Raw genomic sequence first — 25,237 nt, forward strand, 5'->3', positions numbered from 1 at the left:
CCACCACCGCCACTGGGATATTATTCAGCACCGAGGTAATCAGGCTGAAGTTATTACGCAGCCGCTGCTCCAGCGCATAGCGGTCGCTAATATCCTTATGCATCGCCAGGTAGTGTTCCAGCCGTCCGTGGCGATCAACAATCGGTGAAATACTGACCTCGGCCAGATACAGCGAATGATCGCGCTTACGGTTGATCAGCTGTCCGCTCCACGGCTGCCCCTGCGCCAGGTTATGCCACATTTGCGGGTAGAGCTCGCGCGGCGTCTGCTGGCTGGCGAGAATGCGATGATCCTGCCCCAGTAACTCATCGCGCCGGTAGCCGGTAAGCTGGCAAAAAGCCTGGTTGGCATAGACAATGCGCGCATCAGGTCCGGTTAACGATATCGCCACCGAGGACTGCTCCACCACGGTATAAAACAGTGTGGGATGTGCCTGCGAAAGACTACTGACCAGCGCATCTTCATCATGAGTGGCTGGAAACAAACCAATGCTCATCTCTTTCTCCCGTTTTATAAACCGCAGGGCGCCATTTATGGCTCCCGTATAGAATGAACCGACAATCCCACCGGATTGGCCGGCAGGCGGCATAAATGCCGCCCCTACAGAATAAGCCGGCAATCCACCGCATTGCCCGGCAGGCGGCATAAATGCCGCCCCTACAGAATAAGCCGACAATCCACCGGATTGGCCGGCAGGCGGTATAAATGCCGCCCCTACAGAATGAGCCGGCAATCCACCGGATTGGCCAGCAGGCGGTATAAATGCCCCCTACAGAATGAGCCGGCAATCCACCGGATCGGCCGGCGGCGGTATAAATGCCGCCCCTACCGAATAAGCCGGCAATCCACCGGATCGGCCGGCAGGCGGTATAAATGCCGCCCCTACCGAATAAGCCGGCAATCCACCGGATTGGCCGGCAGGCGGCATAAATGCCGCCCCTACCGAATAAGCCGGCAATCCACCGGATTGGCCGGCAGGCGGCATAAATGCCCCTATAGAAACCTGCAAACCCTGTTCCGCTTAACCAGTAACTTGCATAAACCTTGATCTTGATGTGGTCTTTTGCGGTTATTTTTTCACCAGCGCCCCATTTCGCCACATAAGATGGCATGGTTTCAGACCGGGGATCGGTAACGGGCGCGGCGGTTGCGCCAGCACAGTGCAGGGGTTGCACCTTGTTCAGGCGGGCAGATAGCAAGGGGGAAGAGGCCTGACAGCCACTGCTCTCAACGCCAGGCGCTCATTGGTTCCGGGGTGATCAGGGCTACAGTAACTGACTCAGCCAGTCGCGCAGATATTGCTGGCGCGCCAGCTCCATACAGTGTTCCCGCGCTGTCGCCAGCGCCTGCTCCTCTGCCAGTTGCTGCGGCGGACGAATCGCTTCACATAACACAATATGCCACCCCAGTTCACTGCCGATCACTTCACTCAGCTCGCCCGCCTGCAGCGCAAACAGCGCCGTTTCCAGCTGCCCATAGAGCAGGCCGCGGCTCACCCAGCCCAGTAGACCGCCCTGTAGCGCGCTGGGACAGTGAGAGTGACGTTCGGCCAGCGCGGCAAACTGCTGCCGATCGGCACAAATTCGATCGCGCAATGCCGCCAGCTGCAGTGCGGCATCCGCCAGCTCGGGCGGCTCCGCGGTAATCAGCAGATGCCGGGCCTGACGCTGTTCCGGGCGGCAAAAGCGCTCGCGGTGCTGCTGATACCAGCGGTGGACGGTTTCCGCCGCGGGCGGCGGCGCCTGATTTGCCACCCACTGCATTTGTGCCTCCAGCAGCGCCTGATGCTGCTGAATTTGCCGCTGATCTTCCGCGCTAAAGCCGGCATCGGCCAGCGCCGGTTCGGCCGCTGCCGCCGCTACTCTGACCTGACGTTGCTGCGCGGCGCGCACCACCGAGTTCTCCAGCGCCAGCTGACGTGCCAGACGCTGCTCAAACTGCGCCTGCTGCGCAGCAGGGATCGCCTGCGGATCGCACTGCCAGTGTTGCTGCGCTAACAATCGGCGACGGTGGCGTTGCCAGGCGTTCATTGCGCCTCCTGTTCGAGCCGTAACGCGCTCTGCGGCACGCGAAAATGACGCTGATTGAACAGCACCAGATAGCCCTCATCGTCACCGGCCGCGGTTTCCATCACCTCACCGCTGTCGCCCGGCGCGACCACTACCTGACCATTCACCGTCAGTGGCAGGGTAGCGGCCACCTGGTCGCCAAAATAAAATGCCAGCTGACGCCAGGGAGCGGCGCCATCAATCAGCTCCACGTCGCGGCAACCGACGGTAACGTCGGCGTCGAGAAAGTGCACCTGCCAGATAATCAGATCCTGCAGAAAATACCCCCAGCCGCGGATATAGCCGCAGCTGCCGCGACGCACCAACACTTCGCCGCGCCCCCGACCGGCAAAAGTGCCATCATTACGCAGGGTGCGCACCACCCGCACCTGTTGATTAAGTTCAAAGCGCTGACCGGTCATGGCGCACTCCTCTGTCGTACCCGCTGATAACTCTCGGCCAGCAGCCGCCGCGCCAGATGCCAGTCACTGTCCGCCACTGCCGTCAGCGACTGACGCAGCGGCACCGCCTGCTGCAATTGCTGACGAAACTCCCGCAGCACAATTATGGCGACCGAACGTAACTGCTGCGGCTCATAGGGCAGCTGGAAGAACTCAAAAAAATCTTCCGCGCTTTCCAGCGTGGCGGTTCCTGCTAGCTGATGAAACCACGCCATCTTACCCCTCCTGTACCATGCAGGGTTGCGTACTGCCGCAAAGTTGCTGCCAGACCGATTGCAGCTCGCCGTCGTCCGGGTTGCGTTTACAACGCTCGGCAAAGCTGTGCACCCACGCCAGCAGTTGATCGATTTGCTGCGCATCCGGCTCATACCCCAGACGGCGAAAGATACCACTTACCGCCTGACGCCCGGAGTGCTTGCCCAGCACCAGCCGGTATTCACGGCCAAACAGCGCCGGGTCGATTCCCTGATAGCTCTGCTGATGACGCAGCAAAGCGGCGACATGCACGCCGGACTCATGGGTAAACACCTGCCCCCCCACCAGCGGCTGCTGCAGATCAATCGGGCGGTTAGCGGCATGAGCCACATAGCGGCAGAGTTCCGGCAGCATGGCAAAATCCGTTCCGGTATCCGCCCCGGCAAAATGCAGCAGTCCCAGCGCCACCTGCTCCAGCGCAGCATTACCGGCCCGTTCGCCCAGCCCCATAACCGTGGTATTGACATGGCTGGCGCCAGCACGCACCGCAGCCAGAGTGTTTGCCACCGCCAGCCCGAGATCGTTATGGGCATGCATCTCAATTTCGCCGCGCCAGTGGCTGCGCAACTGGCTAATCCGTTCATGGCAGGTAAAAGGATCCAGCAGTCCGAGGGTATCGGCAAAACGCAGCCGTTCGGCGCCCGCTTCAGCGCCAACCATCGCCAGCAGACGCAGCGCGCTATCCGTAGCGCGCGAGGCATCCTCACAGCCGATACAGACATGCAGCCCCAGCTGGCGCGCGCGCAGCACCAGCGTTTCCAGGCGCTGGGTAATTTGCGACCATGGCTGATGCAGTTTCTGCTCGCGCAGAAAATCGGAAGCCGGCACCGAGATATCGACCCAGTCCATACCGCAACGTGCCGCTTCTTCAATTTCCTGCTCATTCATCCGGCACCAGGCCATCATCACGGTATCCGGCAGCGCCAGACGCAGCCGCCGCAGACGCGCGCACTCTTCCGCCCCCATCGCCGGCGTGCCCACTTCCAGCTGATTAACGCCCGCCTGGACCAGTTTGCGGGCGATGGTTAATTTCTCTGCGGCGGTAAACGCCACCCCCGGACTCTGCTCGCCGTCACGCAGCGTTGTGTCATTGATCGTCACCATGATTCTGTTCCTGTCAGCCGTAAGTAGGAGCAAACTGCATACTGTCGTTCTGATGCCAGTAAGGGGAGAGGGTGCGCAGCCTTGCGACAATTCCCGGCATCTGTTCCAGTACGTAGTCGATCTCTTTTTCGCGGGTATAGCGGGAGAGTGAAAAACGGATGCTGCCGTGGGCGGCGGTATAGGGAATATTCATCGCGCGCATCACGTGTGACGGCTCCAGGGAACCGGAGGCGCAGGCGCTGCCGCTGGAGGCGGCAATACCACAGTGATTCAGCAACATCAGAATGGCTTCGCCTTCAATAAATTCAAAAGCCACATTCAGCGTATTCGGCGTACGCGGCTGCTCCCCGCCCATCACCAGCGCATGTTCTACGCTGGCGACAATACCGGCCTGCAGGCGGTCGCGTAACGGCGCGATACCCGCCGTCATCATCCCCAGATGTAACCCCGCCAGTTCGCAGGCGCTGCCCATGCCGACAATACCGGCGATATTCTCGGTGCCCGCCCGGCGTCCGCGCTCCTGGTGTCCGCCGCGCAGCAGCGGACGGAAACGGGTATTGCGCCGCAGATAGAGGCAGCCAACCCCTTTCGGGCCATGCAACTTATGCGCTGAGCAGGAGAGCATATCAATGGCGCTGCTCGCCAGATGCAGCGGTATCTTACCCACCGCCTGTACCGCGTCGCAGTGGAAGACAATCCCCTGCTGATGGGCCATTTCCGCCATTTCCGGCACCGGAAACAGTACCCCGGTTTCATTGTTGGCCCACATCACGGTGACCAGCGCCACCCGATCGCTTAGCAGGCTGCGATACTGCGCCAGATCCAGCGCCCCCTGCGCGTTAACCGCCAGTCGGTGTATCAGGTAACCCTGACGCTCCAGATGTTCGCAGACCATCAGCGTCGCCGGATGCTCCACGCTGGTGGTGATAATCTCTTTTCTTTCCGGCCGGGCGTTGACCGCCGACAGGATCGCGGTGGAACTGGCTTCGGTGGCGCAGGAGGTAAAAATGATTTCATTATCATGCTGTGCGCCCAGCAGCGCGGCGACCTGTTCACGCGCCCGCGCCAGCCCGCGCCGACAAGGTTCTCCGGCATCGTGAATCGAAGAAGGATTGCCATAGTGCTCACGCAGGAAAGGGAGCATCGCCTCCAGTACCATCGGGTCGATGCGGGTGGTGGCGTTATTATCGAGATAGATAGTTTTCATTAAGGCACTCCTTAGAAACGATGGGATCAGGCAGCAACCACCTGCATATAGCGGTGTAAGCGTTCGACGATTTTTTGCTGCAACCAGGCAAGGGTCATATCGGTCATCATGCAGCCGTTACAACTGCCGGAAAGGCTGACTACCACCTGTTGCTCGCTGACGCTAATCAGCCTGACGTCGCCGCCATCCGCCTGAATATGCGGACGCAACGAGGACACCACCTCATCAATCTCCTGCCACTGCGCGTTATTTGCCGCTGTCGCTGGCGCAATCGCAACCAGCGGGGCTTCACTCAGAATCGCTTCCAGTACCAGCTCGATCTTTTCGTGACAGGCGGTGCAGCCACCGCCCGCTTTGGTGTAGTTAATCACCTCTTCGAGGGTAGTCAGTCCGTTGCCGGTCACCGCCCGACGGATCTGCCCTTCATCGACAGCGAAGCATTTGCAGATCAGCGCGCCCTCTTCATGATCATCATCTTCCAGCGTTTCACCGCGATAGTTGGCGATGGCGGCCTGCAGCGCCTCCTGCCCCATCACCGAACAGTGCATTTTCTCCGGCGGCAGACCATCCAGAAAGGCGGCAATCTGCTGGTTGTTAACCTGCTGCGCCTGGGAAAGTGTCCGGCCAATAATCAGTTCGGTCAGCGCTGAAGAAGAAGCGATGGCACTCCCGCAGCCAAAGGTCTGGAAACCCGCGTCCAGGATCATCTCGGTTTCCGGATCCACTTTCAGCATTAAACGCAGGGCATCACCACAGCTCAGTGAACCGACATCGCCCACCGCATTCGCATCCGCTACCACTTTGGCGTTACGTGGATGAAAGAAGTGCTCTTTAACTTTCTCCGAATAATTCCACATCGTGATCTCCCCATTGAGTTGCCATTACAAGGCGTCGCAATATCACCGCGGCGACCCGATCACTGGAGCAAATGTAATGCCATGGCAAAAAGCATTAGTTTTCAGTCAGCTAAAAAAAAGCCCTGCAAAAAAAAACCGACCTTGTCGTAATTTATGTCGGCTTTGTCACAGAAATGACATTTACTCGTCGCCGTAATCTTCCAGCCAGTCACCCGGGTTCTGCCACTGACTGACGCGCGCAGCGTCGCGTTTCTGTCGCCGCTGATGACGATCTTCAAACGATGACCAGTGTTGCTGAATCTGTGTCAGCAGGTAAGAAATGGAGGTTTGCGGCGGCACCCGCACCGCACGCACGCCAACCTGCAATAACTGGCGGAACAGGGTATCGCCGATCGCCACACAGTAGAGCGTGACGCAATCTTCCAGCGCATCGATCCGGCAGGCGAGCTTCTCCGGCTGATGCCCCTGGGTAACCGCAAAGTCGGCGACTTTCAGCAGCATTACCTCATCCTCGCGCACACCGTAAATCACCAGCCGCGGTGTGATGCCGAAATGCTGATCGACGTAATGATAATCGGTGCTGGCAAAGGCGACTTTCATCGCCCATGGCTGCGGCGCCACCGCACATAAATGGCGATTAATCCCGCTCATAAACCACCTCCGCCATGACCGGGAAGCGCTGTTTCAGCGGCGAATGGTAAACCGGCTGATGGTGATGGCGCTGCTGCATCAGATTGGCCAGTTCAAACAGCGTATCGCGCACGCCGGCATAGCCCTGGCGCGTACGGCGAAACTCACCGATACGATCGAAAATGGGGAAACCGCTGCGAATAAATGCCGGCTGATGCTGTTCAGCAACATCGGCAGCATGGGAGTTGGCAATCAGCAGATCCACCGGATGCTCGGTGATCGCGGCGGCTAAATCCTCCAGATCGCCGATCAGCACCTCCTCCACCTGCAGTGCGGCCAGGCTGACCTGATTCACCGGCGCCAGCACCGTTGACAGCACCATCCCCTGGCTGAGGGCAAAATCGCACCAGGCGGCCAGCAGATCCCCCTCCGCCGCGATGGCGATACGCCGTTCCTGCAACCACATATGACAATCGATCATCGCGTCCTGTAACTGGCTACGCTGACGGGCGATCCATGCTGGCACCTCGCGTCCGGACTGCTGCTGCAAATGCAGGATCAACTGGTCGATAGTTTCCATGGTCATCAGATGCGGCAAATCGAGCGCCGCGCCGCGGCTGCGCGCTGCCAGCAGGCTGCTGGCGCGGTTCAGCGAGACCCCCAGCGTAATGGTGGTCAGACTCTGCCCCAGCTGCTCAATCAGACGTATCGCGGTGCCGCCCTGCGTTACCGGATTAAAATCGCCGGCGGCCAGATTGCCGTCCATCGACTGCGACAGATCAGGCAGGATCACCGCCTGCAGGCCAAACCCCTCAATATAACTGCGGATCAGCTCGATATCGCCCGGCGTAAACAGATGGCTGACCAGCAGATTCACGCGCTTATTGCGGATGCCCAGCGGCGGCGTATCCGGCACCCACTGTTTGATCACGCTCTCCAGCACCGCGCTGTAGCCGTTCTCCATTGAACCGTAAAAATCCGGCGTCGCCACCGTCAGAATGGCAATATGGCGAAAACGCGGCTGCTGCTCGCGAAACTGGCGCACCGTGCGATCGATATCGCTGCCCTGGGCTTCTGACAGCCCGGTACTCAGCAGAACAATGGCTTTGGGTGCATTGCGCTGACACAGGGTGGTCAGGGCGGTGAGGATATTGTCATCGGATCCCATAATGGTGGTGGTGGGATCCATAGCGGTGGATTGCAGCGGCACCGGCTCATGGAAATGCTGAATAAAAAATACTTTGGCAAAGGCGCTGCATCCCTGAGCGCCATGTACCAGCGGGATAGTCTGTTCAATACCAAGACTGGCGAGGATCGCCCCCAGCGGCTGGCCGCTTTTAATCGGGCTGGTCGCCAGTGGCTTCTTGTTTCGGATAATACGCGCCATGATCCTCTCCTGATTTATTCATGCCACGGCGCGGTACTGTGTACCTGCCGCCAGACCGGACTTTCCAGCGTCAGACAGAGCTGACGCGCCATTTCCACCATGCCGCGATAACCGGCGAAGGCGTGTTCCCGCTCCTGGTTAATATCCAGAAACGGCAGCCGCGCTTTGTAGGCGGTGTACATATTGCGCCCGCCGGCAATCATCATATCGGCGCCAAAACGGTACAGGGTGTCGAGCAGCAGCCGGGCATTGCCCTCTTCCAGCATCAGCGCCTCATCCCCCATTAGCTGGCGAATACGCTGTTTATCTTCTTCGGTGGATTTGCGGGTACCGGTTGCCACCACCGTGATGCCAAGATCCTGCAATGCCGAGACGACCGACCAGGATTTCACCCCGCCGGTATACAGCAGCACCTTGCGCCCCCGAAGTCGCTCACGCCACGGCGCCAGCTCCAGCTCCAGCGCCGCTTCCTCGCGGGCGATAAGCCGTTCGGTACGCTGCTGTAAATCTTCATCCTTCAGCAGGCGGGCAATCTGACGCAGCGAAGCGGACATTTCACGAATTCCGTAGAAACTGCCTTCAAACCACGGGATCTGCCAGCGCTGCTCCATCTGGCGCGCCACATTGATCAGCGCGCGTGAGCACACCAGCATATTGACCTCGGCGCGGTGCATCGTCTGGATCTCAGCAAAACGCGCATCGCCTGCCAGCGTGCACAATACGCGGATCCCCAGCTCATCAAGCAGCGGCAGTACATTCCAGAACTCGCCGGCGATATTGAACTCGCCGGTCAGGCAGATATCATGATGACGGAAGCCGCCAGCGCTGCTTTGCGGCCAGGGCGCCGGTTCACGTTGCCCCATCACCTGATTTAGCATCACTTCCCCGGCTATGCGGTTGCCGAGATTTTTACTGCCGTAGAAACCAGCGGCATCAATGGCAATCACCGGCAGTTTCATCGCCACCGACGCCGCCGCGCAGACCGCATTCAAATCGTCGCCCTCAGTGGCGGGCACGCAGGTGTTATAAACAAATACCGCCGCCGGCTGGTAGTGGCTGACAATATGGCGCACCGCATGAAATAACCGCCGTTCGCCGCGCCCCATAATCACATCCTGCTCGCTGAGATCGGTGGTAAACCCCAGCCGGTTGATATTCGGGCCGGAACTGCAACTGCCGCGGTTATCCCATGAGCTGCCGACACAACCAATCGGACCATGAACCAGATGCGCCACATCAGCGACCGGCATCAGAGTGATTTGCGCGCCGTCAAAGGCGCAGCCGCCGACGGTTCCGCCAGGTTTGGGCGCACTGCAGCCACTTTTTTGTTTGCGGTTATGTTCGCAGGCAGGTTCATCTAGTAGTGCCAGGATCTCGTTGCCTTTCATCTCACGCTCGCTTTATCAGTGGATAGTAACCCGATAGTGCAAATGGTGATCCAGCATTAACAATATGATTTAGAAGGGTTTATTTTTGGCGGATTTACGACAAAAGCAACAATTGCAGCAGGTGTGACAAACAATGCTCACACCTGGAGAGGATTAGCTAAAAACACGCTGCGTCAGAGGATTGTGTTTCCCCAGCCGCCTGGCCAGCCATGGCGGAAGTTGTTGCGTGAGCATGGTTTGTAATGCCTGCAACTGCGTGGTAATCAGGGTGCCTGGTTTGGCTTTGACCGGATGGACATTACAGCGGATCACCCGCGCCGCCGCCGGGCCGCCAATCGATTCGCAAAACAGCAGATGACAGCCCTCCAGCAGACGGACGCGGGTTTCGTTGCTTTCCAGTCCCGGCGTGTCGCCCGCCCAGCGGCGCAAGTCATAAAGCCCGGCCCCGCTGTCATCAAGCGCATAGATAAAAAACAACCGGCTCTGACCAAAATGCCCATTAATGGTCACCCCATCCTGCGAGGCAAAGGCGACCAGCAACGTGGCCGGGGTAAGCTGGCGCGGTTGCAGCGTCAGGTGAGCAGGCAGCTCGCCGCGCAGGCAGGCCATAATCTGGCGCCAGCGCATCGCAGTCAGTCGCGCGCGATCGGCCGGAAAACGAGCTTCCAGCCATGCCTGCGGCAGACGTGCAATCTGATCGACATCCAGCGCCCCCTCCTGCTCCATGCCCAGCCAGTCGACCACTTGTGCCGGCGTCAGCTCCGGCAGGCAGTGCATTAGCGCAAAAACGCGCCAGAACAGTATCTCATCCTGGTTCATGGTTCCTCCTGCAGCTTATTCGGCGCGTGTGGCGCGCAGTGAGACCGGAAAACGCGGGCGCGGTTGCTGGGGCTGCACATACCAGACCTTGTCCCCCTCTATTTCCACCCGCCCACCCCAGCGTTCAGCATTATCGAACTCGACGGCCATGACCCGCGCTTCAAGATCCAGCTTCGCGACATAGCACCATAACTGCTCGTTACTGTGACGAAAAATCACCATCGGCATCGTGTTTTCTCCTGCAGTTCCCTGCCCCGGCCGGGGCAGGGAGGGCGGCTAGCGGATAAGGTCGAAGTTGTAGTCGGTTTTACCCAGCTTCATGGTCTCTCTGTCCAGCTGTTCCAGCACGGCATTGACCAGGCAGGTCAGAATGGTCATTGCCCCTTCATAGCCCCAGGTGGTCTGACGGTGCAGATGATGGCGGTCAAACAGCGGGAAGCCAAGGCGGATCAGCGGAACTTCAAACTGTTCGCCTTTTGCCAGGGTATCGCGCTGAATAAACTTGGCGTAAGAGTTACCAATCATAAAGTCAGGCTTGCGGGTAAACATCAGCGAACGGAAGTGCCACAGATCGCAGTTGATATAGACTTCGCTCTCCTGACCATAAGGTGATTCCGCCAGCATCTTCTTCATCGCCTTCTGCCAGCGCTTATTGCCGTTATGACAGAGAATGGTGGTCGGTTCACAACCCAGTTCCAGTAAAAAACGCGTCAGACCCATCACAAAATCCGGATCGCCAAACAGACCGAAACGCTTGCCATGCAGCCAGGTATGGGAGTCCAGCATCATATCCACCAGCCGGCCACGTTCCAGCGTCAGGGCATCGGCAATCGGTTTGCCGCTTAAGCGGCTGATAGTCATCAGCAGCTCATCGGTAGCGGCCAGGCCAATTGGCGTGTTGACTTCCGTAGCCGGTTGCTGCCAGTCGCCCTGCACCACTTTGCGGGTTTTCACCAGTTGCCATGGCTGCAGCAGCAGGGTATCAATCGCATTGGGCGCATCACGCATTTCCTGCTGACTGGTGCCGCCGGCATACATGCGGTAATGACCGTCAGCCGGGGTATCCAGCACTTCTGAAGGATCGGACAGCAGGCTGTAAGGCACCGCCATCTGTTCCATCATCCGTTTCAGCACGCGAAAATTCCCCAGATAGGTTTCAAAACCGGCGACCAGATTAATACTGGCGACACTGCCAGGTTGATACGCCCCCTGCTCTTTTGCGGTAAAGGTGCGGGCGAAACCTTCAAACATATTGTCCCAGCCGGTGATATGGCTGCCGATAAAACTCGGCGTATGGGCATAAGGAATCGGCATATCGGCAGCAACAAAGCCATCTTTTTTGGCATTAGCGATAAATGCCTGCAGGTCATCGCCGATCACTTCCGCCATACAGGTGGTTGAGACGGCGATCATCTCCGGCTGATACAGGGTACTGGCATTCTGTAAGCCGGTATTCATATTGCTGTTGCCGCCAAATACCGCCGCATCTTCCGTCATTGAGTCGGAAACACAGGCCACCGGCTCTTTAAAATGGCGGTTAAAGTAGGTGCGGAAATAGGCAACGCACCCCTGGGAACCATGCACATAAGGCAGGGTATTGCTGAAGCCCAGCGCACAGAGCACCGCCCCCAGCGGCTGGCAGGCTTTTGCCGGGTCAATGGTCAGCGCCTCGCGCTGGAAATTCAGCGTCTGGTACTCTTCACTGGTGGTCCACTCAAACACCTCGCGCACACGTTGATCATCGTGCGCCTCTTCCATGCCGCGTTTACTGCGAAACAGCGTCTGGTACTCTTCCTGTTCAAATAGCGGGTAACAGGCGTCTATTTTGTCTCTGGTCTGGCTCATGATTATCTCCTCCCGTGCCACTAATCCGTGGACAACCGGGGTATCAGGCAGTTTGCAACCAGGGGGCGGTAAGCTGCGCCCAACCGGGATTATTCAGGGTCATATCCATATCACGGGCAAAAATGGCAAAGCCGTCATAGCCGTGATAGGGGCCGGAGTAGTCCCAGGAGTGCATCTGACGAAACGGCACGCCCATTTTCTGGAAGATATATTTCTCTTTAATGCCGGAGCCAATCAGATCCGGTTTCAGCGCTTTCACAAAGGCTTCCAGTTCATAACTGCTCAGGTCGTCATACAGCAGCGTGCCCTCTTTCAGCTCCGGCAGCGTGCGGTCATAATCATCGTTATGACCAAACTCATAACCGGTACCGATAATTTCCATTCCCAGATCTTCATAGGCGCCGATAATATGGCGCGGACGTAAGCCGCCGAGATAGAGCATCACTTTCTTCCCGGCCAGACGCGGACGGTATTTGGCAATAATCGCCTCGGTTTGCGCCTGGTAGCGGGCAATTACCTGTTCGGCTTTTTGCTGAATATGGTCATCGAACTTTGCCGCAATGGCGCGCAGAGATTCGGCGATTTTCCCCGGACCAAAAAAGTTATATTCCATCCATGGGATGCCATATTTCTCTTCCATATGGCGCGAGATGTAGTTCATTGAGCGGTAACAGTGCACCAGGTTAAGTTTCACTTGCGGCGTGTTTTCCATCTCCACCAGCGTGCCGTCGCCGGACCACTGCGCCACCACCCGTAACCCCATCTCTTCCAGCAGAATGCGCGATGCCCAGGCATCACCGCCGATGTTGTAGTCGCCAATAATCGCAACATCGTAATCGGTGGTCACAAACGCCTGACCATCACGGTTGCTCAGTACCCAGTCGCGGATCACATCATTGGCGATATGGTGGCCAAGTGACTGCGATACGCCGCGAAAACCTTCGCAACGTACCGGCACCACCGGCTTACCCAGCGCCGCACTGCTGCTTTTGGCCACCGCTTCGATATCGTCGCCAATCAGCCCGACCGGGCACTCCGACTGCACCGAAATCCCTTTGGTCAGCGGGAACAGCATCTCCAGCTCTTCAATCAGCTTCGCCAGCTTTTTATCGCCGCCGAAAACGATGTCACGCTCCTGAAAATCGGAGGTGAAGTTCAGGGTGCCGAAACTGTTTACCCCGCTCCAGCCGGTGAAGTAATTCCGTCGGCCGGCGCGCGAGTATTGTCCGCAACCAATCGGACCATGGGAGACGTGCGCCATATCTTTAATCGGACCAAAAACCACCCCTTTTGATCCGGCATAAGCACAGCCGCGCACCGTCATTACGCCGGGTTGCGACTTGCGATTCGACACCATGCACTTACCGACCCCCTCCTGCGCGGGGTCGGCCACCATAATGTGTTTTTTGCGCTCTTTGCGCGTCTTTTCCGGGAACACTTCCAGCACTTCCTGGATAAGCGCCTGGTTACGCTCTGATGTTGTGGCATTACTCATCACAAACCCCTTATCAGGAAGCGGCAGCTTCTTCGGCAGCGGTACGGCCAATAATGGTGTCGTCTTCCTCAGCGAGAATGCCGAATTCCATTAACAACGCTTCCAGCTCATCCATCGTGATCGGCGTCGGCACCACCATATTGGTGTTGTTCAGGATTTTGGTAGCCAGCGTGCGGTACTCATTGGCCTGATCACAATTCGGATCGTACTCAATCACCGTCATACGGCGGATTTCCGCCCGTTGCACGATATTGGCGCGCGGCACAAAGTGGATCATGGTGGTACCCAGCTTCTCCGCCAGCGCAATAATCAGCTCATCTTCACGGTCAGTCTGTCGCGAGTTACAGATCAGGCCACCCAGTCGCACCTTGCCGGATTTGGCATATTTCACGATCCCTTTCGAGATATTGTTGGCGGCATACATCGCCATCATCTCGCCGGAACAGACGATATAGATCTCCTGCGCTTTGTTTTCGCGGATCGGCATGGCAAAACCACCGCAGACCACGTCACCCAGCACGTCGTAAAACACAAAGTCGAGATCCGGTACATAGGCGCCTTCCTCTTCAAGGAAGTTAATGGCGGTGATCACCCCACGTCCGGCACAGCCGACACCTGGCTCCGGGCCGCCTGATTCCGCACAGCGCACGCCGCCGTACCCGATTTGTAGTACATCCTCCAGCTCCAGATCTTCAACCGAGCCGACTTCTGCCGCCATCTCCATAATGGTGTTTTGCGCTTTCGCATGCAGGATCAATCGGGTGGAATCCGCTTTCGGATCGCAGCCGACAATCATGACCTTTTTACCCATTTCCGCCAGGGCCGCGACCAGATTCTGGGTAGTCGTGGACTTGCCGATACCGCCTTTGCCATAAATGGCGCATTGACGCATTGCCATGTTGTTCTCTCCAGTGATGTCGATTAACACGGGTTATCTGTTGCACGGAATGTACCAGTCACGGAAAATAAACAACCTGTTGATAAATATCATATTTAATAAAATCACCTCGTCGCAGAACGACGCGGGGCGAAACAATTACCGCCGGTTTGTTGTAAAGCAGACAATTGCGACGTGGGAAATGCCGGTAGGTAGCGGGGCAGGCAATGCGGATTGATGATCAATTATTGCAAAATAAAAAAGCCGCAGGGAAAACTGAAACTGGCGCGTTTCAGCCACCGCCGGGAAACTGTTATTGATAATAATTACAGTTATCATCCTTGTAACTCACTAATAAATAAGATTTTAAACTTCATGATAAGGAAAAATAATGGTTTTCTGCGTAATTGTGCGAAAGAGGGGATAAAACAGCGATTGGGATAAAGAAAATTAGTTAATCAAAACGAATAAAAATGATCGTGGTGAATCGTTTCAACCCCGCTATCTTAGCGATCAGGAACTATTGCTGGTTCCCTTAATGGTGCAGATTATACCGCCCGGCAACTTGCCGGGCTTTTTTATGGCTGGCGATCGCCAGCGCTGTTACTTCATTCCCAGGCGTTTAGCTAACCGATGCAGGTTACCGGCATCAAGGTTTAATGCGCGCGCACAGGCCGACCAGTTCATCTGATTTTCCTCCAGTCGCCTGGTGATGAGCTGCCGCTGAAAGTCCTGAGTAGCCTGCAGAAAGTTTACCGTTGCCGGCAGCGGATGCGCCGGAGTTGCCATCGGTTGAATCGATTCAACTGAGGCAGATGGCAGATTAAACAGCTGACGGTGCAGCGTCACTCCCCCTTGCGGTTGCGATGCTCTGGCGAGCACCGCTGCACGCTCAATCGCATGCTTCATTTCGCGAATGTTGCCGGGCCAGGCATAGCTCTCCAGCATCTGCCGGGTATCGGGCGGCAATATCAGCTGGGCAAGCGCCAGTTTATGGCGAATACGTTCGACAAAAAATCCCGCCAGCAAGACGATGTCGCCTTTCCTTTCGCGCAACGGCGGGACATTCAGCGGAAAAACACTTAACCGGTGGAACAGGTCAACCCGAAAGCGTCCCGCCAGCACCGCCTGCTTTAAATCGCAGTTGGTGGCGGCGAGAATACGCACATTGACCCGTTTACTGCTGTCATCGCCCACCCGTTGCAGGTCGCCATACTGAATAACGCGCAGTAATTTGGCCTGCAGCACCAGTGACAGTTCAGCGATTTCATCCAGTAATAGCGTGCCGTTGTCAGCCATTTCAAACTTGCCGGTGCGGTTATGTATCGCGCCGGTAAACGCCCCTTTGACATGACCGAACAGCTCACTTTCCGCCACGCTTTCCGGCAGCGCCGCACAGTTCAGATACACCAGCGGCTTATCGGCGCGCGGTGATAAACGGTGGATGGCATTGGCGACCAGCTCTTTACCGACCCCGGTTTCACCGGTGATCAGCACATTCAAATCGGACCCGGCGACCACCGCTATTTCATGCCGCAGTTGCTGCAACGGTGCGGAGAGCCCCACCATCTCCTCCTCGCTACGCCGGGGATGCGGTTGTCCCGGCGCGGGCATACCGGCCGCAGGCAACGCCTGATTCTCCAGCGCCTCCACCAGCAGCGCATTATTGAGCGCGGAGGACGCCAGCGCGCCGAGCAGCCAGAGTTCGTCATCGCTGAATCCGTCAAACTGCGCCGGATTGAGACTGTCAAAGGTCAGCGCGCCGATCAGTTGCTGATCGGCAAACAGCGGCAGACCAATGCAGGCATGGACTTTTAACTGGTCATGTCCAGGAATCAGGCCATCGTAGGGATCGGCTAACTGGCTGTCAGCCGGAAAACGCACCACATTTCCGGCCCGGGCAATGGCTTCAAGACGCGGATGAGCGGCAAGGGTAAAACGTCGCCCCAGCACATCCGGCGACAGACCATCAATCGCCAGCGGCCGGAACAGCTGATTTTCATATCGCAGCAGCGCCGAGGCATCGCATTTGAGTAACGCCCGCATGCTGCCGATCAGGCGCTGAAAGCGGTCGCGCCCGGAGAGACCGCGCTGGAGTTCAATGGCAATACTGGCAAGGGACTGAATCGACAGGCTCATGTTTTGTCATTCCGACGTTTTGTCATTGCGACACAGTTAAAGTCAATTTGACAATAATAACCCATTGTCAAATTGACTAATATCTATTTTAAGTTGTTTTAATTCAATTAGATATAATATGGCACACCGTTTGCTAATTAAGAGGAAGTTCAACTTTCACTTTTCAAGGATGCGGTTATGGCTATGCAGGTTAAGAACAATATCAGTTGGGTCGGACAACGGGACTGGGAAATCCGTGACTTTCACGGCACCGAATACAAAACACACCAGGGTAGCAGCTATAACAGCTATCTGATCCGCGAGGGCTGCAATGTGTTGATCGATACGGTTGACCAGAAATTCAGTCGCGATTTTGTCGCCAACCTGCAACAGGAGATCGACCTCAATCTTATCGATTATATCGTGATTAATCATGCCGAAGAGGATCACGCGGGGGCATTAACCGAACTGATGGCGCTCATCCCGCATACCCCGATCTATTGTACCGCCAATGCGGTTGACTCGATTAACGGCCATCATCATCACCCGGAATGGCAGTTCAGAACGGTAAAAACCGGCGACAGACTGGATATCGGTAATGGCAAGCAACTGATTTTTATTGAAACGCCGATGCTGCACTGGCCAGACAGTATGATGACCTATATTACCGACGATGCGGTGCTGTTCAGCAACGATGCCTTCGGTCAGCACTATTGTGATGAACATCTGTTTAATGATGAAGTGAATCAGATCGAACTGTATGAACAGTGCGCCCGTTACTATGCCAATATTCTGACGCCGTTCAGCCGGCTGGTCACACTGAAAATTAACGAGATCCTCGGCTTTAACCTGCCGCTGGCGATGATTGCCACCTCCCACGGCGTCGTATGGCGCGACAATCCGGCGCAAATCGTCAGTCAATATCTGGAGTGGGCAGCGGATTACCAGCAAGACCGCATCACCATTATCTATGACACCATGTCAGCCAATACCCGCATGATGGCTGACGCTATCGCGCAGGGTATTCATGATACCGATCCCGGCGTGGCGGTGAAAATCTACAATATTGCCCGCCATGATAAGAATGAGATCCTGACGCAAATCTTCCGTTCAAAAGGTCTGCTGGTGGGTTCATCCACTATGAATAACGTGATGATGCCAAAAGTCGCCGGCATGCTTGAAGAGCTGGCTGGCCTGCGTTTTCGTAATAAAAAGGCCGCCGCTTTTGGCAGCTATGGCTGGGCGGGCGGCGCGGTGGATCGCGTCCAGACACGGCTGATGGATGCCGGCTTTGATATTGCCCTGGCGCTGAAAATTAAGTGGCGGCCGGATGCGCCAGCTCTGGAACAATGCCGGGCGCACGGGCGCAAAATCGCCGCTGAATGGGCACTGCCTTCGCCGGCTACGCCAGTGACGTCACCTGGTACCGAAGTAGCGGCATAAATTTACCCTTTTAACTCCACTCTCGCGCCGTTGCCGGGCTCTCAGCGCCCGGCAATCCGCCAGCAGGAACCGCCGATGAAAGAATTATTGCTCTATAAAACCATGCCGGTATGGAACAGCAGCACGCTGCCGCACAGCTTCACACAACAACACAACACCCAGCCCGGAAGCTGGGCAAAACTAACTATCCTGCAAGGCTCGCTGACATTCGCCATGATGACGGCATCCGGTGATACCACTGAGTTACTGCACTTCACCCCGCAGAGCGCTACGCCGTTGGTTGAGCCGCAACAGTGGCATCGCATCGCCGCTTGCTCCAGCGATATGCAGTGTCAGCTGGCCTTTTACTGCACGGCGGAAGAGTACTTTAGCAAAAAGTACCAGCTGACCGCCCCCCATTCGGAAGTGGTGGCAGCGGCACAGCAGATGACGCCAGGTAAAGCGCTGGATCTCGGCTGCGGCGCGGGCCGCAATGCGCTCTATCTGAAGCTAAAAGGATTTGAAGTTAGCGCCTGGGATAAAAATATCGTCGGTATTGATGGCGTTAATCAGCTGATTGCGGCGGAACATCTGGCGGGGATCACCACCGCCGTGCAGGATCTTAACAGCATCCGTTTCGACGGCCGCTATGACTTTATTTTCTCTACGGTGGTGTTTATGTTTCTCAACCCGGAGCGCATCCCGGCGCTGATTGAGAATATGCAGCAGTGTACCGCGCCAGGCGGCTATAACCTGATTGTCGCCGCGATGGATAGCGAAGATTATCCGTGCCCGATGCCCTTCTCATTCACCTTCAGATCGGGCGAACTGCCAGCCCGTTATGCCGGCTGGGAGATCATTAAATATAATGAGGACGTCGGTCAGTTGCATAAAACCGATGCGGCCGGTAACCGCATCAGGCTGCGTTTCGCCACGTTGCTGGCACAAAAAGCCCCCGACTAAGCAGTAATACCGCCATATTAACATCGAACCGGGGCCATTTATGGCTCCCGTTGCCGTGCCTACAGAACAAACCACGCCCCTACAGCCATCAGACCACACAAACCGCTGCGTTGCCTTATCCCTATAATAACTGTTTGAATTGTAGCAAAAATGCTATAGCCGGGTAAGTCAGCCGTTATCAACGTTCACATCTTATGTATCAAATGGTACAATTCTGCCGCGGTGTGGCGAACCAGGAATTTTCTGACAATACTGTGTTGACCACATGAACCACAGAACCGGCTTTGTTCTGTCTCATTCGCGCCCAATAAAGCCATTACAAAACAGTTTCCAGCTACAGCCATGGCGGTTTTTCTGTGGCTAAAAGAGATGAATTTGTGGCCGGGAACGATTTATTTTTTTAGGGGAGTTTGTGTTATGGCAGAAAATTCCGCTCGTCCCGGTAAAGGGCTGAGCATCTGGTCAGTGCTGTTCGGGCTGATACTCCTTGCCGTCGGGCTGTTCTTCGTTATCGGCGGCGGCAAGCTTATTTCGCTCGGCGGCAGTGGGTATTTCTTAATTGCCGGTGCGGTGATCGTCCTCTCGGCAATTCAGTTTTTCCGCCGTAAATCATCCGCTGTACTGCTGTTGCTGCTGGCGTTCGTCGGCACCTTAATCTGGTCGCTGGTTGATGCCGGTTGGGATTTCTGGCCGCTGGTGTCACGCCTGATGGTGCCGGCAGGGCTGATGCTACTGGCCTTCATCAGCTGGCCTGCGCTGCGTAAGCGTGAAGGTAAGCAGCCACTGGCAAAAGCCTCTTATACCCTCGCGGCGCTGTTAGCCGTGGGTATGATTGCCACCTTTTTCCAGATGTTCCAGCCGCACCCCACGGTAGCCTTTAACGGCGAACCGCTGCCGCTGGTGCCGGTGGATAAAAGCAAAGTCCAGAAAGACTGGGATAACTACGGCAACACCCCGGGCGGCAGCCGTTTTGTGGCGCTGGACCAAATTACGCGCGACAATGTGAAAAATTTACAAGTTGCCTGGACCTTCCATACCGGCGATACGCCGATTAGCCCAACGGGTAACGGAGCGGAAGATCAGCAGACGCCCCTGCAGGTTGGCAATACCCTCTACCTCTGTACGCCACATAACAATGTGATTGCCGTGGCAGCCGACAGCGGCAAGCAAATCTGGAAACGTGAAATCAACGCCCAGGCAGAAGTCTGGAACCGCTGCCGTGGACTGGCTTATTTCGATGCCACCAAACCACTGACTCAGCCAGATGTACCGGATTCCACGCCGGTCACCCCGGCGATCCTGCCGGCTGGTGATAGCTGCCAGCGCCGTATTCTGATGAACACCATCGATGCCCGTCTGATTGCCATCAATGCGGATAACGGTGAGTTTTGTGAAAACTTCGGCAATAAAGGCATCGTTGATCTGAAAGCTGGCCTTGGCGACGCGCAGGATCCGAAATATCAGCTGACCAGTGCGCCAACCTTAGCGGGTACCACGGTAGTGGTAGGCGGCCGTGTCGCGGATAACGTGCAGACCGATATGCCAGGCGGCGTACTGCGTGGCTTTGATGTGATTACCGGCCAGGTTCGCTGGGCGTTTGACCCGGGTAATGTTGACCCGAATGCGGTACTGAACCCGGGCCAGACGTATGCCCGCAGTACGCCAAACTCCTGGGCGCCAATGTCCTATGACCCGAAGATGAACACCGTGTTCATTCCAATGGGAAGTTCCTCTGTTGACCTGTGGGGCGCCAATCGTACGCCGCTGGATCATAAGTATGGCGCGTCAGTGCTGGCTCTTGATGCGACTACCGGCAAAGAGAAGTGGGTTTATCAGACGGTACATAACGATCTGTGGGACTTCGACTTACCGATGCAGCCGAGCCTGATCGACTTCCCGCAACCCGATGGCACCAGCAAACCCGCGGTGGTTATCGGCGGTAAAACCGGCATGATCTTTGTGCTCGATCGTCTGACCGGCAAGCCGCTGACCAAAGTCGAAGAGCTGCCAGTCAAAACTGGCCATATCCCGAATGAGCAGTACTCGAAAACGCAGCCATTCTCCACCGGCATGCCGCAAATCGGCAATCAGGCGCTGAAAGAGTCCGATATGTGGGGCGCCACGCCATTTGACCAGCTGGCGTGCCGTATCGACTTCAAATCCATGCGTACCGATGGTCTGTTTACGGTACCGGATACGGATAAGTCCCTTAGCTTCCCGGGTTCACTGGGTGGTATGAACTGGGGCAGCATGTCGACCGATCCAAATAATCATTATATTTTCGTCAATGATATGCGTTTGGGTCTGTGGGTACAGATGATCCCGGCGAAAACCAAAGACGCCAAAGCCAGCAATGGTGGCGAATCGGTTAATACCGGGATGGGTGCAGTGCCGCTGAAAGGCACGCCGTATGAAGTCAATAAAAACCGCTTCCTGTCCGCGGTGGGCATTCCCTGTCAGAAACCGCCATTTGGTACGCTTTCTGCCATTGATATGAAAACCCAGAAAATTGTCTGGCAGGTGCCGGTGGGTACGGTACAGGATACCGGTCCTTTTGGTATCAAAATGCACGCGCCATTGCCAATCGGTATGCCAACCCTCGGCGGTACTCTGGCAACCCAGGGCGGCTTAGTCTTTATCGCCGGCACCCAGGACTACTATCTGCGCGCTTTCGATGCCTCCACCGGCAAGGAAGTGTGGAAAGCCCGTCTGCCGGTCGGCAGTCAGGGTGGGCCGATGAGTTATGTTTCGCCGAAAGACGGTAAGCAGTACATCCTGATTTCAGCGGGCGGCGGACGCCAGTCTCCGGATCGCGGTGACTACGTTATTGCTTACGCGCTGCCATAAATCCGCACCAGCGCCACAGGCCAGCTCAGGCTGGCCTGTTTCTTTCGCTACGCTACGGACACAAACGCACCTCTCTTTGATTGTCCTCATAAAGCAGCGACTTATTTACCTGCCCGTTTGCTTCTCCAAATCCCCCGCATCAGTGATAATAGAGACTCTGGATTTTTCTCGCCGGGGACCCAATGAGCGATACACAGCAATCCCATCCGGTGCGCAAGCAGCCGATTAAACTCAGTACCTCCGTCACACTGATGGTGAGCTCCGTGCTTGCCTCGCTGTTGCTGGTGGTCCATTTGCTCTATTTCTTCCAGATCAGTGAGGTCACTTATCAGGGACAGAAAGATAAAGCTTTCGCCGTCGCCAGAACGCTGGCCGACTCGCCGCAGGTGCAGCAGGCACTGCTGAATCCGGCCAATGGCGGTCAGATTCAGGCGCTGGCGCAGGCAGTGCAAAAACGCAATGATCTGCTGTTTGTGGTGGTCACCAATATGGATGGCATCCGTTTATCGCACCCCAATCCGGATGTGATTGGTCATCGTTTTATCGGCGAAGATATCAACCCGACGCTACTCGGTAATGAGAACACCTCGGTTAACCATGGAGTACTGGTGGAGGCGCTGCGGGTGTTTACCCCGGTATACGATACCCAGCACCGGCAGATTGGCGTAGTGGCCATCGGTATTTCCCTCAGCAGTGTGGCGGTACGGGTCAATGACAGTCGCTGGAGTATCCTCTGGACGGTATTCTTCGGCGCGCTGTTCGGATCGCTGGGTATCTGGTGCCTGGTGAAAATGTTAAAACGGATCATGTTCGGCTTTGAACCGTATGAAATATCCCGTCTGTTTGAGCAACGGCAGGCCATGCTGCAATCGATTAAAGAAGGGGTAATCGCGGTCGATGATCATGAGCATGTTACGCTGATCAATCAGACTGCCCGCAGTATGTTTCGTGAAAGCGAAAACCATGAGCCGCTGGCGGCAGATAATGTCGGGCAGACATGGCCGGTGATGATTAATCTGCGTGAGGTATTACGCACCGGTATTGCCCGGCGTGATGAAGAGATTAATTTTAAGGGTCGGCGTATCCTGAGTAATACCGTGCCGGTGCGCAGCAACAACGCCATTATCGGGGCAATTTGTACTTTCCGTGATAAGACCGAGATCCATCAGCTGATGCAGCGCCTGAGCGGGATGGTGAATTATGCCGATGCCCTGCGTGAGCGTTCTCACGAGTTTATGAATAAGCTGCACGTTATTCTCGGTTTGCTGCATATGAAGAGTTATACCCAGCTGGAAGATTATATTCTGAAAACCGCCAATAACTATCAGACGGAAATCGGCTCCCTGTTGCTAAAAATCAAGTCGCCGGTGATAGCCGGATTTTTGCTCGGCAAAATTAACCGCGCGGGTGATACCGGTCATATCTTAACCCTGAGCGATGAAAGTCAGGTGCCGGATAACGATAATGAACAACAGACCGCCGCGCTGATTACCGTGTTGGGTAATCTGATTGAGAACGCGCTGGATGCCATGCACCAGCAGCCGGATGGCGAAGTGACAGTATTACTGCATTACCAGCAGAACTGGCTGACCTGTGAAGTCAGTGATGACGGCCCCGGCATTCTGCCCGAGCATATTCAGGCGATTTTTGCGAAAGGTTTCTCGTCGAAAGGGGAGGATCGTGGCGTAGGCTTATTTCTCGCCAAACAGCAAGTTGAAAGCCTGGGAGGCACGATTATGGTAGAGTCCGAACCTGGCGTATATACCCAATTTTTAGTTCAACTTCCCTGGGATGGGGAGAGGATGAGCCCATGATCAACGTGTTAGTAGTAGATGATGATGCGATGGTAGCGGAATTAAACCGCTGCTATATCGGCCAGATCCCCGGCTTTACCTGCTGTGGTACCGCCTCGACGCTACAGCAGGCAAAAAGCATGGTGTTAAATCCCCCCGCGCCGATAGATTTGATCCTGCTGGATGTCTATATGCAGGGAGATAATGGTCTGGATTTATTGCCGGAGCTGCGTCATGCCGGGCGACCGGTGGATGTGATTGTGATCTCTTCGGCGGCGGATGCCGTCACCATCAAAAAATCACTGCAATATGGCGTGGTGGACTATTTAATCAAGCCGTTTCAGTTCCCACGCTTTGAAGAAGCGCTCACCGGCTGGCGTAAGAAAAAGCGACTGATGGATAGCCAGCAATATTATGAGCAGTCTGACGTCGACCAGTTGATACACGGCAGTAATCCGATTGTCGCCGACAATAAACGCCTGCCAAAAGGATTAACGGTGCAGACCCTGCGCACCATCTGTCAGTGGATCGATAACCATCCCGATAGCGAATTCTCCACCGATCAGCTGGCAAGCGCGGTGAATATTTCGCGCGTCTCCTGCCGGAAATACCTGATCTATCTGGCGCAGATTAATATTCTGCTGACCAATATCCATTATGGCGTTACCGGCCGCCCGGTCTATCTGTACCACCTGCAGGCCGATCATCATGCCTTATTGAAACAGTACTGCTAGCTGAACGCTATCGGTTAGCGCAGATGATATTCATCATCCAGTAATCTGAAACTAAACTGCCGCTGCGAAGAGAGGATCACCTCCTTCGCTTGCGTGACCAGAATGGCTTCAATGTGCGGCAGCCCGGCCAGATAAGCCAGCCCCCCTTCGACTCCCATGCCATAAATCAAGGTGGTATAGATATCGCCATCAAGCGAGTCATCAGAAATAATCGTCACGCTAAGCAGTTCGTTATCTAACGGATAGCCGGTGCGCGGATCGAGAATATGGTGATAACGCCGCCCCTCGCGCTCAAAATAGCGTTCATAGATGCCGGAAGTCACCACTGACTTGTTAGCCACCTCAATAACCCCAATTAACGCATCGGGATCGCTAAAGGGCTTTTTTAAACCGATTGACCAACCGCTGCCGAGGGTATGAACATTACCGCCCAGATTGATCAGCGCCTGAGTCACCTGCTGCTGCTGAAGGAAGTTTTTAATCACATCGGCAATATAGCCTTTTGCAATCGCACCGAGATCGATCTCCATTCCAGCCATTGCCAGCCACACCGAACGCTCCTGTTCATTGAGGATTACCTGATGCGCATCGGTCAGCGCCAGCAACGCCTGCAATTCACTGGCGGGCGGCACCGTATCGCCGTGAAAACCGATTTTCCAGCGTTTAACCAGCGGGCCGATGGTGAAATTAAAACAACTACCCGGTAACAGACTGACGGCTCTGGCGCGTTTGATCAGGTTAAATACCGGTTCGCTGACGCTAACCGGATGGCTGCCTGCCGCGTGATTGATCGACATGACTTCGGAGTGTGGACGATTGACGGTTAACAGATCTTCCAGTTGCTTAATCAGGCCAAACACCTGCGCAGCCAGAGATTGATTGTCGCTAAAGAGCTTAAGGAGAATGGGTGATCCCATTAATACGGCGGAGTAGGCGTAAATCCGATCCTCGGTCTGCATGGCGGCCACCTTAAAAAGAAGGTTATCA

21 protein-coding genes and 1 pseudogene are annotated in these 25,237 nt (G+C 55.9%); 5 read left to right on the top strand and 17 right to left on the bottom strand.

What is annotated here, in order from left to right; all coding sequences use genetic code 11:
• The 16 genes from JWF83_RS22230 to norR form a co-directional block, all read right to left on the bottom strand.
• The coding region (locus tag JWF83_RS22230; protein WP_413652689.1) for a PAS domain-containing protein at window positions 1-496 on the bottom strand (496 nt) is incomplete at its 3' end.
• Window positions 497-1,265: 769 nt separating this feature from the next.
• Entirely contained in the window at window positions 1,266-2,030 is a 765-nt protein-coding gene (gene nifM / locus JWF83_RS22235; RefSeq protein WP_413652690.1) for a nitrogen fixation protein NifM, read from the bottom strand.
• The gene (locus JWF83_RS22240) at window positions 2,027-2,470 is read right to left on the bottom strand and encodes a nitrogen fixation protein NifZ (RefSeq protein WP_413652691.1); all 444 of its coding nucleotides are present in this window, start codon (window positions 2,468-2,470) and stop codon (window positions 2,027-2,029) included. The genes nifM and JWF83_RS22240 overlap by 4 nt, the downstream gene beginning before the upstream one ends.
• Window positions 2,467-2,724: a nitrogenase-stabilizing/protective protein NifW gene (locus JWF83_RS22245; RefSeq protein ID WP_413652692.1), complete on the bottom strand. Its 258-nt coding sequence runs from the start codon at window positions 2,722-2,724 to the stop codon at window positions 2,467-2,469. Before JWF83_RS22245 ends, JWF83_RS22240 begins: the two co-directional genes overlap by 4 nt.
• A gap of 1 nt (window position 2,725) precedes the next feature.
• A complete protein-coding gene (gene nifV / locus JWF83_RS22250) occupies window positions 2,726-3,868 on the bottom strand; it encodes a homocitrate synthase (protein WP_413652693.1) in 1,143 nt (380 codons plus the stop codon).
• A gap of 13 nt (window positions 3,869-3,881) precedes the next feature.
• Window positions 3,882-5,075, bottom strand: coding sequence for a cysteine desulfurase NifS (gene nifS / locus JWF83_RS22255; RefSeq protein ID WP_413652694.1), 1,194 nt, complete (start codon window positions 5,073-5,075; stop codon window positions 3,882-3,884).
• 26 nt (window positions 5,076-5,101) lie between these two features.
• Entirely contained in the window at window positions 5,102-5,932 is an 831-nt protein-coding gene (nifU, locus tag JWF83_RS22260) for a Fe-S cluster assembly protein NifU (RefSeq protein ID WP_413652695.1), read from the bottom strand.
• A 180-nt stretch (window positions 5,933-6,112) separates the two neighbouring features.
• Window positions 6,113-6,583, bottom strand: a complete 471-nt coding sequence (locus tag JWF83_RS22265) for a NifB/NifX family molybdenum-iron cluster-binding protein (RefSeq protein WP_413652696.1) — start codon at window positions 6,581-6,583, stop codon at window positions 6,113-6,115.
• Window positions 6,570-7,949: a nitrogenase iron-molybdenum cofactor biosynthesis protein NifN gene (nifN, locus tag JWF83_RS22270; RefSeq protein WP_413652697.1), complete on the bottom strand. Its 1,380-nt coding sequence runs from the start codon at window positions 7,947-7,949 to the stop codon at window positions 6,570-6,572. The genes JWF83_RS22265 and nifN overlap by 14 nt, the downstream gene beginning before the upstream one ends.
• A 14-nt stretch (window positions 7,950-7,963) precedes the next feature.
• On the bottom strand, window positions 7,964-9,337 hold the full coding sequence (gene nifE / locus JWF83_RS22275; RefSeq protein ID WP_413652698.1) for a nitrogenase iron-molybdenum cofactor biosynthesis protein NifE: 1,374 nt from the start codon (window positions 9,335-9,337) through the stop codon (window positions 7,964-7,966).
• 153 nt (window positions 9,338-9,490) lie between these two features.
• Window positions 9,491-10,156, bottom strand: coding sequence for a NifB/NifX family molybdenum-iron cluster-binding protein (locus JWF83_RS22280; protein ID WP_413652699.1), 666 nt, complete (start codon window positions 10,154-10,156; stop codon window positions 9,491-9,493).
• 15 nt (window positions 10,157-10,171) lie between these two features.
• On the bottom strand, window positions 10,172-10,384 hold the full coding sequence (locus tag JWF83_RS22285; RefSeq protein ID WP_413652700.1) for a NifT/FixU family protein: 213 nt from the start codon (window positions 10,382-10,384) through the stop codon (window positions 10,172-10,174).
• Window positions 10,385-10,432: 48 nt separating this feature from the next.
• The gene (gene nifK, locus JWF83_RS22290; RefSeq protein WP_413652701.1) at window positions 10,433-12,001 is read right to left on the bottom strand and encodes a nitrogenase molybdenum-iron protein subunit beta; all 1,569 of its coding nucleotides are present in this window, start codon (window positions 11,999-12,001) and stop codon (window positions 10,433-10,435) included.
• Window positions 12,002-12,044: 43 nt separating this feature from the next.
• Window positions 12,045-13,496, bottom strand: coding sequence for a nitrogenase molybdenum-iron protein alpha chain (gene nifD / locus JWF83_RS22295; protein ID WP_413652702.1), 1,452 nt, complete (start codon window positions 13,494-13,496; stop codon window positions 12,045-12,047).
• A gap of 13 nt (window positions 13,497-13,509) precedes the next feature.
• Window positions 13,510-14,394 (bottom strand): nitrogenase iron protein, encoded by an 885-nt coding sequence (gene nifH / locus JWF83_RS22300; RefSeq protein WP_413652703.1) that lies wholly within the window; start codon window positions 14,392-14,394, stop codon window positions 13,510-13,512.
• 582 nt (window positions 14,395-14,976) lie between these two features.
• Complete coding sequence (gene norR / locus JWF83_RS22305; RefSeq protein ID WP_413652704.1) at window positions 14,977-16,512, bottom strand: nitric oxide reductase transcriptional regulator NorR; 1,536 nt, start codon at window positions 16,510-16,512, stop codon at window positions 14,977-14,979.
• 177 nt (window positions 16,513-16,689) lie between these two features.
• On the opposite strand from norR, the pseudogene norV reads away from it, so the two are divergent.
• The 5 genes and pseudogenes from norV to dcuR all read left to right on the top strand — a co-directional run.
• A pseudogene (gene norV, locus JWF83_RS22310) lies at window positions 16,690-17,913 on the top strand (anaerobic nitric oxide reductase flavorubredoxin); the annotation flags it as partial.
• A gap of 96 nt (window positions 17,914-18,009) precedes the next feature.
• Complete coding sequence (gene tehB / locus JWF83_RS22315) at window positions 18,010-18,876, top strand: SAM-dependent methyltransferase TehB (RefSeq protein WP_413652705.1); 867 nt, start codon at window positions 18,010-18,012, stop codon at window positions 18,874-18,876.
• A gap of 417 nt (window positions 18,877-19,293) precedes the next feature.
• The gene (locus JWF83_RS22320; protein ID WP_413652706.1) at window positions 19,294-21,723 is read left to right on the top strand and encodes a glucose/quinate/shikimate family membrane-bound PQQ-dependent dehydrogenase; all 2,430 of its coding nucleotides are present in this window, start codon (window positions 19,294-19,296) and stop codon (window positions 21,721-21,723) included.
• A 182-nt stretch (window positions 21,724-21,905) separates the two neighbouring features.
• On the top strand, window positions 21,906-23,537 hold the full coding sequence (locus JWF83_RS22325) for a sensor histidine kinase (protein WP_413652707.1): 1,632 nt from the start codon (window positions 21,906-21,908) through the stop codon (window positions 23,535-23,537).
• A complete protein-coding gene (gene dcuR / locus JWF83_RS22330) occupies window positions 23,534-24,250 on the top strand; it encodes a two-component system response regulator DcuR (protein ID WP_413652708.1) in 717 nt (238 codons plus the stop codon). Before JWF83_RS22325 ends, dcuR begins: the two co-directional genes overlap by 4 nt.
• Window positions 24,251-24,264: 14 nt before the next feature.
• Here dcuR and JWF83_RS22335 read toward each other — a convergent pair whose 3' ends face one another.
• Window positions 24,265-25,209, bottom strand: a complete 945-nt coding sequence (locus JWF83_RS22335) for an FAD:protein FMN transferase (RefSeq protein ID WP_413652709.1) — start codon at window positions 25,207-25,209, stop codon at window positions 24,265-24,267.
• Between the last annotated feature and the right edge of the window lie 28 nt (window positions 25,210-25,237).

The organism is Pantoea sp. B65, from assembly GCF_047308185.1.
Classification (GTDB): domain Bacteria; phylum Pseudomonadota; class Gammaproteobacteria; order Enterobacterales; family Enterobacteriaceae; genus Erwinia.

Coding starts and splice junctions, on each gene's coding strand:
- nifM (WP_413652690.1), bottom strand. CDS start 2,030: ATGAACGCCTGGCAACGCCACCGTCGCCGATTGTTAGCGCAGCAACAC.
- JWF83_RS22240 (WP_413652691.1), bottom strand. CDS start 2,470: ATGACCGGTCAGCGCTTTGAACTTAATCAACAGGTGCGGGTGGTGCGC.
- JWF83_RS22245 (WP_413652692.1), bottom strand. CDS start 2,724: ATGGCGTGGTTTCATCAGCTAGCAGGAACCGCCACGCTGGAAAGCGCG.
- nifV (WP_413652693.1), bottom strand. CDS start 3,868: ATGGTGACGATCAATGACACAACGCTGCGTGACGGCGAGCAGAGTCCG.
- nifS (WP_413652694.1), bottom strand. CDS start 5,075: ATGAAAACTATCTATCTCGATAATAACGCCACCACCCGCATCGACCCG.
- nifU (WP_413652695.1), bottom strand. CDS start 5,932: ATGTGGAATTATTCGGAGAAAGTTAAAGAGCACTTCTTTCATCCACGT.
- JWF83_RS22265 (WP_413652696.1), bottom strand. CDS start 6,583: ATGAGCGGGATTAATCGCCATTTATGTGCGGTGGCGCCGCAGCCATGG.
- nifN (WP_413652697.1), bottom strand. CDS start 7,949: ATGGCGCGTATTATCCGAAACAAGAAGCCACTGGCGACCAGCCCGATT.
- nifE (WP_413652698.1), bottom strand. CDS start 9,337: ATGAAAGGCAACGAGATCCTGGCACTACTAGATGAACCTGCCTGCGAA.
- JWF83_RS22280 (WP_413652699.1), bottom strand. CDS start 10,156: ATGAACCAGGATGAGATACTGTTCTGGCGCGTTTTTGCGCTAATGCAC.
- JWF83_RS22285 (WP_413652700.1), bottom strand. CDS start 10,384: ATGCCGATGGTGATTTTTCGTCACAGTAACGAGCAGTTATGGTGCTAT.
- nifK (WP_413652701.1), bottom strand. CDS start 12,001: ATGAGCCAGACCAGAGACAAAATAGACGCCTGTTACCCGCTATTTGAA.
- nifD (WP_413652702.1), bottom strand. CDS start 13,496: ATGAGTAATGCCACAACATCAGAGCGTAACCAGGCGCTTATCCAGGAA.
- nifH (WP_413652703.1), bottom strand. CDS start 14,394: ATGGCAATGCGTCAATGCGCCATTTATGGCAAAGGCGGTATCGGCAAG.
- norR (WP_413652704.1), bottom strand. CDS start 16,512: ATGAGCCTGTCGATTCAGTCCCTTGCCAGTATTGCCATTGAACTCCAG.
- tehB (WP_413652705.1), top strand. CDS start 18,010: ATGAAAGAATTATTGCTCTATAAAACCATGCCGGTATGGAACAGCAGC.
- JWF83_RS22320 (WP_413652706.1), top strand. CDS start 19,294: ATGGCAGAAAATTCCGCTCGTCCCGGTAAAGGGCTGAGCATCTGGTCA.
- JWF83_RS22325 (WP_413652707.1), top strand. CDS start 21,906: ATGAGCGATACACAGCAATCCCATCCGGTGCGCAAGCAGCCGATTAAA.
- dcuR (WP_413652708.1), top strand. CDS start 23,534: ATGATCAACGTGTTAGTAGTAGATGATGATGCGATGGTAGCGGAATTA.
- JWF83_RS22335 (WP_413652709.1), bottom strand. CDS start 25,209: ATGCAGACCGAGGATCGGATTTACGCCTACTCCGCCGTATTAATGGGA.